Origin of the sequence: Streptococcus acidominimus (genome assembly GCF_001921825.1) — a bacterium.
Lineage (GTDB): Bacteria > Bacillota > Bacilli > Lactobacillales > Streptococcaceae > Streptococcus > Streptococcus acidominimus.
Genome location: NZ_MSJL01000004.1, coordinates 36748 through 48857 on the forward strand (window position 1 = coordinate 36748; position 12110 = coordinate 48857).

Below are 12110 nucleotides of genomic sequence, written 5' to 3' on the forward strand. Positions count from 1 at the left end.
TATATTAGGAGAAAAGGAAGAGGATATGGCGATTCAAAAATTAGAAAACTACACGAACAAGGAAACTATCAAAGAAGAAGTAGCAATTCTGACGGATATTTTGCAAGATGTAGCCCGTCAGCTGATGTCTGCAGAAACCTTTGATAAAATTGTCGAACTTGGAAATCTCTCAAAACAAGATGATTATAGTCAGTTAATGGCAATCGTTAGCCAGCTGACCAATGATGAATTGGCAGTGATTTCCCGTTACTTCGCGGTGTTGCCGCTTTTAATCAATATTTCAGAAGATGTTGATTTGGCTTATGAAATCAATCATCAAAACAATCTAGGACAGGATTATCTTGGAAAAATTTCTACGACGATCGATATAGTGGCAGAGCGTGAAGATGCCGCTGAAATTCTGGAAAATCTGAATGTAGTCCCAGTCCTCACTGCTCATCCGACCCAGGTACAGCGCCAATCCATGCTTGACTTGACCAAGCATATCCACGAATTGCTCCGCCGTTATCGGGATGTCAAGCTAGGTCTGATCAACCGGACCAAGTGGTTGGATGAATTGCGGTGCTACGTGGAAATCATCATGCAGACCGAGATGATTCGTGAGAAAAAGCTCAAGGTGACCAATGAAATCACGAACGTTATGGATTACTACAATAGCTCCTTTATCAAAGCCGTCACGAAATTGCAGCGTGAATACAAGAGCCTAGCTGCTGAGCGGGGGATTGAGCTGATAAATCCACGTCCGATTACCATGGGGATGTGGATTGGGGGAGACCGTGATGGAAATCCATTTGTTACGGCGGAAACCTTGAAATTGTCAGCCCTTACCCAGTGCGAAGTGATCATGAACTATTATCATGAGCAGTTAGAAAAACTCTATCGTAACTTTTCTTTATCGACCAAGATTGTAGCAGTTAGTCCTGCTGTACAGGCCTTGGCTGATGTATCAGCAGATGCTTCGGTGTATCGGGAACACGAGCCTTATCGGAAAGCCTTTCATTATATCCAGATGAAATTGGCGCATACTCGTGACTATCTGATTCATGACCAAAAAAATGAGGAGCGCTATGCCAATGTCCGTGAGTTTAAGGCAGATATTATTGCTATTAAAGAATCCTTGGAAGAAAATAAGGGGAGCGCACTCTTAAAAGGAGACTTGACGGAGTTGCTAGAGGCTATTGAGGCTTTCGGCTTCTATTTGGCAAGTATTGATATGCGTCAAGATTCAAGCATCCACGAGGCAAGTGTAGCTGAATTGCTGGCTTCTGCGAAAATTGTGGATGATTATAGCAGCTTGTCAGAAGAGGAAAAATGCCAGATCCTCCTCAAAGAATTGGTCGAGGATCCACGAATCTTGTCTGCGACCCATGTTCCAAAATCAGAGCAGTTGGAAAAGGAGTTGGCGATTTTTGCAGCGGCGCGTGAATTGAAAGATAAGCTGGGGGAGGAAGTCATCAAGCAGCATATCATCTCTCATTCAGAGCATGTGTCTGACCTGCTGGAATTGGCTCTGCTCTTAAAAGAGGTCGGCTTAGTGGATGCCGAGCGTGCCCGCGTGCAGATTGTGCCCCTCTTTGAAACGATTGAAGATCTGGATAATGCACCTGCTACCATGCGCAATTACTTGCAGTTGGACGTTGCCAAGTCATGGATTTCTGGCAATAACAATTACCAAGAAATTATGCTGGGATACTCTGACTCCAATAAAGACGGAGGCTACCTGTCATCTAGCTGGACCCTCTATAAGGCGCAGAATGAATTGACCCAGATCGGTCAAGACTACGGCGTGAAGATTACTTTCTTCCACGGTCGTGGTGGAACAGTCGGTCGTGGTGGTGGTCCGTCCTACGCTGCCATTACCTCTCAACCATTTGGTTCGATTAAAGATCGTATCCGTTTGACGGAGCAGGGAGAAGTGATTTGGAACAAGTACGGAAACAAGGATGCCGCCTACTACAATCTTGAAATGCTGGTGTCTGCGACCTTGGATCGCATGGTCACCCAGATGATTGTTGACGCTGATGAAATTGGCGGTTACCGCGAGGTTATGAATGCTATTGTTGAAGATAGCTTTCAGATCTATCGTGAGTTGGTCTTTGGTAACCCATATTTCTATGATTATTTCTTTTCAGCAAGTCCAATTCGTGAGGTATCCAGCCTCAATATCGGTTCGCGTCCGGCAGCCCGTAAGACCATTACTGAAATCGGTGGCTTGCGTGCCATTCCGTGGGTATTTTCTTGGTCACAAAACCGGATCATGTTACCGGGTTGGTACGGGGTTGGCTCTAGCTTCAAACGCTTTATTGAGAAGGCACCAGAAAATCTGTCGAAGCTGCAAACAATGTATGAAAATTGGCCATTCTTCCGATCGCTCTTATCAAACGTCGACATGGTTCTATCCAAGTCCAACATGAATATTGCCTTTGAATACGCGAAAATGTGTGAAGATGAAGAAGTGCGCTCTGTCTTTTATACTATCTTGGATGAGTGGCAACTGACGAAGAATATCATTCTTGACATTGAGCAGACTGACGAACTGCTGGCTGAATTACCATCTCTAAAATCCAGCCTTGCCTATCGCATGCCTTATTTCAATGTTTTGAACTATATCCAAATTGAATTGATCAACCGTTTGCGCCGCGGTGAATTAAGTGCGGATCAAGAAAGCCTCATCCATATCACTATAAATGGAGTTGCGACAGGGCTTCGTAATTCAGGTTAATAAAGCAAAAAATCGGTCAATACCGATTTTTTGTCTGTTCATGCTAGACTTGTGATAGGCAAAGAACATCAAAAGAAGCGAGCTTTCATAATTGAAAACTACGGGTAGTGTAGCGAAGCTGGTGTACTGTTCCCTCAAGAAAGCCCGCAAACAGGGCTACTGACGGGATTTTCAAACAGTTATCGCTCTTTTTTGCACAGCTCGTAGTCCGAGTTCAATTATACAAGACGAGTTAACGAAGTAATAAAAATATAAACTAAATGACTATAAAATAAAACTAGACCTGTAACCTTTACAGGTCCAGTTTCGTTTTATTAGTGTAGAAAGGAGGAAAGTGCGATTAAACTAGATGCTTATGAAAAAGTCTTGATTGGTTTTGCTGGGGATGTCATTTCTTACCTGATGAAGTCAGGGGTGTCCAAAGAGCAGGCAGAGGACGTGGTTCAAGATATCTTTGTCAAGATGCTCGAGCTGCCCGTTGCTATACCAGGTGAGAAGATCCGTGCCTTTATGTACCGCTCTGCCATTCGTCGCTATATCGACAAGTACCGTAGAGACAGACGCTACATGGAAATCTTAAGACAGGAATTTTTCAAGACCCCAGAACTTTCCCCTTTTGAGACCGACCAGTATGACTTTTTAGTGGAAGAAGTAGAGAGACTCCCTAGAAAGGATGCTCTCCTCTTGGATCTCTTCTATTTTCAGAATTTCTCGATCAGTGAAATCGCAGAGCTTCTTTCCTATTCCGTCAGCAAGGTCAAGGTTGGTCTACATCGCAGTCGTCAAAAGTTGAAAAAAGCCCTCAGACAGAAAGGATATGACCATGGAAACATTTGAAGTATTGGCGAAGAAAAAGAGAAGAGAATGGAAGAAAAGGACAATTTTCATTAGTTTTGGAGCCGTTTTGCTGGCTGGTGGGCTAGCCTTTCTCATCTGGCTAGGATTATCCTTTCTCTCGACACAGCAGTACAATCAGCTCGAAGATTACTACTACCGACGGACGGTTATTGCTTTCCCGAATATGCAACGAGACAATGCTCGAATAACATCCGCTAGTCACCTCAAGGGAACCTATCAAGCAAACCTGATAAAGGATATTGATGGGATTCCAGTTAAGTATGAGGAGATTGAAGCAAACTTCTCGGTTATGAACTGGCAACATGATTTGCTAGCAGATGTTGTACTTCCCTCCTCTGTGGAGCAAGATCGCACAGAGATGGCTTACAGTTATAAAAGTCACCAAAAAGCTGCCTTGTTTTTCAATCCCAAGGCTAGTTATAATCCGGAAGACATCATCCGAAAGCCGGCTCAAGAATTTCCCTACCTAGCTGATATGAAAGGGCAGTTGGTAGAAGTGGCTATCAGTTTTGACAAGCAGTATACCCTAGCAGAACTGGAAGAAAAATTGCCGAAAAACCTAAAGATAAACTGGTATTGGATTGGCAGTGTCAGCGATTTAAATACGAGCAATCAAGCAGTTCGTCATCTCTTTGGCTGGACACCAAGGAAGCAATGGCTCGAGCCATCCTATGAAGAATTTTATAGCTTACTAGAAGGATTTAGCCAAAGTGAGGAGGCTAAAGAGATGGGGCAGGAGGAATTAGCAGAAGATGTGAAAGCGCACCTTGCTTCTGATGGAAAACTTGGAAAAGCAACCTTCGGCGGGGTCATCCTAACTGGTAAGGCGGAGAATTTTGCAGGGCTTGAAGATCAGGATTGGATTTTCGCTTCCAGCATTGGCGCAGCTATCCCAAATCAACCCTATTATCAGCTTGACGTGGAATAAATCGTAAAAAAGATAGAAAATACTTGCATTTCTGCTACATTTTGATAGAATAGTAAGGTAAAGTTAGACTGTATTGCCTACTGTCTATCTATAAAATATATTTTATTGGAGGCTTTTACCAAAATGGCAAAAGAAAAATACGATCGTAGTAAACCACACGTTAACATTGGTACAATTGGACACGTTGACCACGGAAAAACTACTTTGACTGCAGCTATCACAACTGTATTGGCACGTCGCTTGCCTTCATCAGTTAACCAACCAAAAGATTACGCTTCTATCGATGCTGCTCCAGAAGAGCGCGAACGCGGAATCACTATCAACACTGCGCACGTTGAGTACGAAACTGAAAAACGTCACTATGCGCATATCGACGCTCCAGGACACGCGGACTACGTTAAAAACATGATCACTGGTGCGGCTCAAATGGACGGAGCTATCCTTGTAGTAGCTTCAACTGACGGACCAATGCCACAAACTCGTGAGCACATCCTTCTTTCTCGTCAGGTTGGTGTTAAACACTTGATCGTCTTCATGAACAAAGTTGACTTGGTTGATGATGAAGAATTGCTTGAGTTGGTTGAAATGGAAATCCGTGATCTTCTTTCAGAATACGATTTCCCAGGTGACGATCTTCCAGTTATCCAAGGTTCAGCTCTTAAAGCTCTTGAAGGTGACTCAGCATTCGAAGACATCATCATGGACTTGATGAACACTGTTGATGAGTACATTCCAGAACCAGAACGTGATACTGACAAACCATTGCTTCTTCCAGTCGAAGACGTATTCTCAATCACTGGACGTGGTACTGTTGCGTCAGGACGTATCGACCGTGGTACTGTTCGTGTCAACGACGAAATCGAAATCGTTGGTATCAAAGAAGAAACTTCTAAAGCAGTTGTTACTGGTGTAGAAATGTTCCGCAAACAATTGGATGAAGGTCTTGCAGGAGACAACGTTGGGGTTCTTCTTCGTGGTGTACAACGTGACGAAATCGAACGTGGACAAGTTATCGCTAAACCAGGTTCAATCAACCCACACACTAAATTCAAAGGTGAAGTTTACATCCTTACTAAAGAAGAAGGTGGACGTCATACTCCATTCTTCGACAACTACCGTCCACAGTTCTACTTCCGTACAACTGACGTAACTGGTTCAATCAAATTGCCAGCAGGTACTGAAATGGTAATGCCTGGTGATAACGTAACAATCGACGTTGAATTGATCCACCCAATCGCCGTTGAACAAGGTACTACTTTCTCTATCCGTGAAGGTGGACGTACTGTTGGTTCAGGTATGGTTACAGAAATCGAAGCTTAATTCGATTACGTTCCCAGAAATAACAATTATAAACAGACATTAAAACCTTGCGAAAGCGAGGTTTTTAAATAAAAAGAAAATAAATTAGATGAAGATAAAAAAACAAAACCCATATATATATATATATATCATTGAAGACATTGGTATTTAATGTATTTACGAATATCTGTCTATTAGTGAATAATCCTAAAAAGATAACAATTTCTTTTGGGACTCAGTTGAGCAGAGGAACGAGATTGGAGGGATATAATGTAATTGAAGGAAAAACATCAATAAAAGAGTCCGTCATTGGAAGGGCAACTTATATTGCTTCAAATTGCACGCTTCCATATTCTAAAATAGGTAAATTTTGTAGTATTGCTTCCAATGTAGAAGTAATTATAGGAACGCATCCGACAGACTGGGTTTCTACACACCCGAGTTTTTATTCCTCCTTAGCTCAAGCTAATTTTACATTTAGGAATAAATCAATTCTTTCAAGTTCTAGGTTAGTAGATGAGAAATATAGTGTTGTTGTTGGTAATGATGTTTGGATAGGTAGTCATGTTAAGATTTTAAATGGTATCACGATTGGTGATGGTGCCATTATTGCTACAGGTGCAGTAGTCACAAAAGATGTGGAGCCTTATAGTATTGTAGGAGGTGTACCATCAAAATTGCTTCGCTATAGATTTAGCGAGGAAGATATAAAATATTTGCAAAAATTATGTTGGTTTGATTGGGAAATGGAAAAAATTGAAGAATATTATCATTATTTTTCAGATGTTTCTCTATTAAGGAAAAAATTAGGAAATAATCCAGAGATGGTATAAAAAAATTTTTCCTTTGACAGCCAAAATATGTTATAATAAAGTGTTGAAGAAAGACGAGGTATATGTAATGTCACGGAAACCAATTATCGCAGGAAACTGGAAAATGAACAAAACAGCAGCAGAAGCGCGTGCCTTTATCGAAGCAGTGAAAACGAAAGTACCTTCAGCTGAGCGCGTAGAAACTGTTATCGGTTCGCCTGCCCTTTTCATTGAAGGCATGAAAAAAGGTGTGCAAAACACTGAATTGAAAGTTGCAGCACAAAACTGCTATTTTGAAGACTTTGGTGCATTTACTGGGGAAAACAGTCCTGCAACACTTGCAGCACTTGAAGTTGACTATGTTATCATTGGTCATTCAGAGCGCCGTGATTACTTCCATGAAACAGATGAAGATATCAACAAAAAAGCACATGCGATTTTTAAAAATGGTATGACGCCAATCATCTGTTGTGGTGAAACTCTTGAAACTTACGAAGCTGGTAAAGCTGAAGAATTCGTAGGTGCGCAAGTATCTGCAGCTCTTAAAGGCTTATCTGCAGAGCAAGTGGCTTCCTTGGTACTTGCCTATGAGCCAATCTGGGCAATCGGTACTGGTAAATCAGCTACTCAAGATGATGCACAAAAAATGTGTAAAGCAGTCCGTGACGTGGTTGCAGCTGACTTTGGTCAAGAAGTGGCAGACAAGGTACGCGTTCAGTACGGTGGCTCTGTAAAACCTGAAAATGTAGCAGCCTACATGGCTTGTCCAGATGTAGACGGAGCACTTGTGGGTGGAGCTTCACTCGATCCAGAAAGCTTCCTTGCTCTACTTGAGTTTTAAAAATAGGCTATTATGGTCTGAAATGAGACATACTAAAACACTTCTGTTTCTAGGTTAGCCTAGAAACAGAAGTGTTTTTAGTGTCTATCAATAGAAAAAAGGAGGAAGTCCCATTCCTAGAAGGGCTTCCTCCTCTTTTTTATTTGCCCATGATTTTTTTGATCAGGGTTAGGAGTTTTGATTTGAAAGGGTTAGGGTAATAACGGAAGGTTCCCATGAGGCGGATAACGGATCCGTTGAAATTTTGTTTAAAGCGTAGCACTCCATCAGAACCGTCAAAGAGCCCTGTAATGCCAAGGAAGTTGTAGGTAGGAACCTTGGCTTCAATGGCTTGTTGCATGCTAGTGTATTGGAGCAGGAAAGGGGCTGCTAATTTTTGGAAGTGAGCATCTGAACCGCCAAAAAGGTAGGTCACTTCTGATGGAAGATAAATCATAAGACCGGCTGCAAGTGGGACGACTTCTTCCCCGTAACGCTCTGCAAAGGGCTCTAGCAGGGCAATGGCTTTTTCGATACTAGCCTTTTCCTGCTTACTGGTAGCAGTTGTGAGGGCTGTTTGGAGCTGGCGGACTGCGTCTCTGAATTGGATCTCGGCAACTAGGAAGGCTGCTTTGCTTTGGAAACTATCAAAAAAGTGTTGGTAGTAATGAATGTCCTTGCTTGCAAACCCTTGCCGTTTTCCAGTTTCCTGTACGAGCTGGGCGAAGGTTCCTAGCTCCTGCCGACCAAGCGCCCGGATGGTGATGCCTAATTGCTTGGCTTTCTTGATATTTCGCTGACTGTTTTTGTTGAAGGAAGTAAGCAGGCTGTCAGCATCAAGTGTGGTTAGATCTTTAACATAGTGCCAGCTTGGTTCTCCGTCTGGATAGCCAGTCTGTAAGCCATCGAATTGATAGCCTAAATCAGTCAGGCTTGTGATGAGCTCTGCTTGAGCAGGGCTGGTAGCAACTCCTTGGCTGTCAAAGTGCTGATAAGGATTATATGGCTTGATGACGAGCTCTAAGGCACCTTTTTCCTTTGCATAGGACTTGAGCGCCTGATAGAAAGGGCCTAGATAGGTCGCATCAGTAAAGACAGGACCCGCACTGATTTCCATGTGGAGACCGCCCGTCATCTTGAGTGTATAGACAAGAGCCGATACAGCAACTTCCCCCGTAGGAGTACGGTAGCCGACGTAGTCAATACGTGCACCGCGCTTGGCAAATAAGTCTGCCATTTCAGAAGTCTGCATAAAAGAGAGCCGAGAAGCCTTGGCAGTGTGTTGGATAAATTCTTCTTTTGTCAGGACGGTAAACGACATGTGGCTCCTTTCTAGGATTGTTTGCTGCGTAGTGATTTGCGGATCTTATAGGCAAGCTGAAAGACTGGGAATAAGAATGAAGTTGGGAGATTAAATTCTCCGATAAATTCTTCAATCATAGGATTAAACTTAGACTTGAAGTAGTACAAGCCACCGTCTAACTGGTTTTCAACTCCTCCCATATTCTGCTGTTTCATGCCTAGTTCAAACGCGTGTTGGGCAGTTTTATACCAGGTGGCCAAGGCAGGCTGGTATTGCTTAAAATCATCGTCCATGCCTGCATAGATATTCTCTGAACTGCTGCCAAAATTGAGGGAGAGGGTAGCAGCTAGGGGGACACGCTCTAAACCTTGGTCGAGGTAGCTTTTTAAGAATGCCACTTCTTCCTGCAAGCGTTCGATTTCCTTTAGGGTAGTCACCTTCTTTGTCTGGCGGGTTGATTCGGTGAAGGTACTTTTCAGGGTCTCTTGCTTGTTTAGTTCCTCTACCTGTTTGTCGTACCTTGCTTTGATATTGAGACTTGCCATGGTAATATAGGCATCATCACCATAGATAGACAAGAGTTTTTCATAATATTCTTGGTTGCGCAGGTGGATATTTTTTCGTGCTTCGGTCTTTGCCATGAGGAGGGCAAAGTCGGAAACGAACTCTCTTCCCCCAACCTCGATATTAGCTCCTTTTTTTTCAGCAACCTGAATGAGTTTACGAACTTTTTTAGGAAGGGCTTCCTCTGTAAAATGCTCTGCGTAGATATTGGCTTGAAATCTAGGTTGAATGGTTTCAGCGAGTGAGGAGGTTCGTCCTCCCCATTTGCAACCAGCCTTTTCTAGCCGTTGAACGACCTCCTGTGCCTGTGGCAGGTCGAAGGCTTCTTGGTCAACGAGGTGCTGTTGGAAGTAGATAGAAGGGTCAAACTTTACGAGGATAGCCCGATGTTTTTTAGCAGTTTTTTTCAAGGATTGCATAACAAAGGCAAGCAAGTCCTCATCGCTATAATCCATAATGGGACCGCGCGGGATATAGATCATGGTCCAGCCAAGTGGCAGCGGTTGGATAAGGATAGAAGCTACGGCGACCAATGTCTGACCGTGATAAAAGCCAATGCGCTCATTCCCCCAGTTATCCTTTACCTTTGCCCAAGAGCTACTTTGCAAGAGGTTATTTTGCGGGTGTTGCTGGACAAATGAATCGTGTTCAGCTGCTGAGATACCTGTTTTATACGTGTACATTAGTTTAATACCCACTCTCTAATAACATGTGCAACCCCGTCTTCATCATTTGATTTGGTAATATGGGTTGCAATTTTTTTGAGGTCAGGATTGCCATTTTCCATCACGACAGCCGTTCCCACGACTTCGAGCATGGATCGGTCATTTTCTTGGTCACCAATCGCCATGGTCTGATCCATGCTTAAGCCGAGAAGCGCGCTTAGTTGCTTAATGGCTTCGCCCTTATTGACGTTTTTAGGTGTTACTTCTAGATAGAAAGGTGCCGACTTGGCAACAGTGAAGCTTTCTGTCAGAGTTGCTGGAATCTGTGGAAGAGCAACATCAAGCTTTTCAGGCTCGTCGACCAACATGATCTTGATAACATCCTTGTCAGCCATTTCCTCCGGTGTGCGATAAAAGACTGGTGAATCCACTAGTTGTGCTTCATAGACAGTATATTTTCCAATATTGCGATTAGCGGTGTACATGCCATCTTTCGAGCTCGCGTGCATTGGAAGTCCCAGCTGGCGTGACAGATATTCCCATTCGAGGTAGTCGGCATAGCTCAAGCCTTTTTTGACGACCTCATTTCCAGTTGCCGTTTCTTGCACCAGCCCACCGTTAAAGGTGATGACATAGTCTCCCTCATCTAAGAGGTTTAATTCGCTTAAAATGCGTCTGACACCAGAAATCGGGCGTCCAGTGGCGATGACAATTTTCACGCCTGCCTGCTTAGCATCTTGAATAGCCTGATAAACTTCGGGTGTGATTTCATGCTTGCTATTTAAGAGGGTACCATCAATGTCGATGGCTACAAGTTTAATGCTCATCATGTTCTCCGTAAATAAATTGATCGTTGTGAATATAAGTCAAGAAAGCGGCACTTTGCGGGGCAAAGATTCCCGTTTCTTGCAACATTTCTTTAGGGAAATAGAAGCGACTATCTCCGTGAACGGTTCCTGCCAAAGAATGGACAATAGGGGAGAGTTGTGATAGTTCAATCAGGCTACCGTCCTTGCGCACCACTTCAATCTGGGTTCGCTTTTTCTTGGCATTCGGTCGATAAATATCATAGGGTAGGTCAAAATTATGGTGGATAGCAGTATAGTAACTAGGCTCAAAACCGACTTGATTGACAATTGCTTCTAAGATTGAAAGATGCTTTTCAGTTTGAGTGTCAAAGGTGATGGATTTGAAGATCTTGCGGTTAATATAGCGCTGAGCCAGATCAGACAAGATCTTGTCTGGCCCCTCAATCCAGGATTGGAAATAGGTATTCATGACACCATCATCCAAGGCTAGATAGTCGGTTAGGATGAAATCCTGTTCAAAGAAGGGGATCAGACGCGGAGAAGACAGTTTGAAGAAATCTTCCTGGTCTTGATAAAGCATCTTGGCCCGCTTCAGGAGATTTTGTAATAAGACCTCCATTGAGCGACTTGCAGGGTGAAAATAGACCTGCATGTACATTTGATAGCGACTAAGCACATAGTCCTCCACCGCGTGCATGCCGGACTCTTTAAAAGCAATCCCATTTTCTGTCGGCCGAATAACCCGTAAAATGCGTGTGAGGTCAAACTGTCCATAATTGGTGCCAGTGAAGTAGGAGTCGCGCAACAGGTAGTCCATGCGGTCTACATCAATCTGGCTCGAAATCAGCTGCACGACCTGCTTATTAGGATAGGTATGGCGGATAACGCTGGCTACCTTTTCAGGGAAGTCAGGGGAAATCTGTTGCAGTAGGGCATTGATTTCCGTATCAGGATTGGTTATAATTTGGCAGGTCATCTCCTCGTGATCTGTCTCAAATAAGCGCTCAAAGGTGTGGGAATAGGCTCCGTGTCCTATATCGTGTAGTAGGGCGGCAACCATGGTTAGGAGCGAATCATTGGTATCCCAGATTCCTGCATATTTGCTCTCAAAAGTGGAGATGATTTGCCGTGCGATTTCATAGGCTCCAAGGCAGTGTGAAAAGCGGCTATGCTCACCACCATGAAAGGTATAGGAGGTCGTTCCTAATTGCTTGATGCGGCGTAGCCGTTGAAATTCTTTACTATTGATAAGGTTGTAGATCAGTTCATTATCTACATGGATATAATTATGAACAGGGTCACGAAATACTTTTTCACTCATTCTTTCATT

At 43.4% G+C, this 12110-nt stretch carries 10 protein-coding genes; 6 read left to right on the plus strand and 4 right to left on the minus strand.

Annotated features, from left to right (window positions below):
- The first annotated feature begins 25 nt into the window (after positions 1-25).
- The 6 genes from ppc to tpiA all read left to right on the plus strand — a co-directional run bounded on the left by ppc (position 26) and on the right by tpiA (position 7460).
- A complete protein-coding gene (ppc, locus tag BU200_RS01445) occupies positions 26-2722 on the plus strand; it encodes a phosphoenolpyruvate carboxylase (protein WP_075098462.1) in 2697 nt (898 codons plus the stop codon).
- A gap of 366 nt (positions 2723-3088) precedes the next feature.
- The gene (locus BU200_RS01450) at positions 3089-3559 is read left to right on the plus strand and encodes an RNA polymerase sigma factor (RefSeq protein ID WP_075098463.1); all 471 of its coding nucleotides are present in this window, start codon (positions 3089-3091) and stop codon (positions 3557-3559) included.
- A complete protein-coding gene (locus tag BU200_RS01455; RefSeq protein ID WP_075098464.1) occupies positions 3546-4508 on the plus strand; it encodes an anti sigma factor C-terminal domain-containing protein in 963 nt (320 codons plus the stop codon). The genes BU200_RS01450 and BU200_RS01455 overlap by 14 nt, the downstream gene beginning before the upstream one ends.
- Before the next feature lie 123 nt (positions 4509-4631).
- Positions 4632-5828 carry an elongation factor Tu gene (gene tuf, locus BU200_RS01460; RefSeq protein ID WP_067089207.1) on the plus strand — a complete coding sequence of 399 codons (1197 nt, stop codon included), beginning with the start codon at positions 4632-4634 and terminating at the stop codon, positions 5826-5828.
- Between the two features lie 176 nt (positions 5829-6004).
- A complete protein-coding gene (locus BU200_RS01465) occupies positions 6005-6640 on the plus strand; it encodes a CatB-related O-acetyltransferase (protein WP_244912656.1) in 636 nt (211 codons plus the stop codon).
- A gap of 67 nt (positions 6641-6707) precedes the next feature.
- Positions 6708-7460, plus strand: coding sequence for a triose-phosphate isomerase (tpiA, locus tag BU200_RS01470; RefSeq protein ID WP_075098466.1), 753 nt, complete (start codon positions 6708-6710; stop codon positions 7458-7460).
- A 139-nt stretch (positions 7461-7599) separates the two neighbouring features.
- Here tpiA and BU200_RS01475 read toward each other — a convergent pair whose 3' ends face one another.
- From BU200_RS01475 to BU200_RS01490, 4 genes are read right to left on the minus strand one after another with little or no spacing between them, the layout of a single operon-like run.
- Entirely contained in the window at positions 7600-8760 is a 1161-nt protein-coding gene (locus BU200_RS01475; RefSeq protein ID WP_075098467.1) for an aminoacyltransferase, read from the minus strand.
- 11 nt (positions 8761-8771) lie between these two features.
- Positions 8772-9989 (minus strand): aminoacyltransferase, encoded by a 1218-nt coding sequence (locus BU200_RS01480; RefSeq protein WP_075098468.1) that lies wholly within the window; start codon positions 9987-9989, stop codon positions 8772-8774.
- On the minus strand, positions 9989-10798 hold the full coding sequence (gene yidA / locus BU200_RS01485; protein WP_075098469.1) for a sugar-phosphatase: 810 nt from the start codon (positions 10796-10798) through the stop codon (positions 9989-9991). The genes BU200_RS01480 and yidA overlap by 1 nt, the downstream gene beginning before the upstream one ends.
- The gene (locus BU200_RS01490; protein ID WP_075098470.1) at positions 10788-12101 is read right to left on the minus strand and encodes an HD domain-containing protein; all 1314 of its coding nucleotides are present in this window, start codon (positions 12099-12101) and stop codon (positions 10788-10790) included. Before BU200_RS01490 ends, yidA begins: the two co-directional genes overlap by 11 nt.
- Positions 12102-12110: the final 9 nt, after the last annotated feature.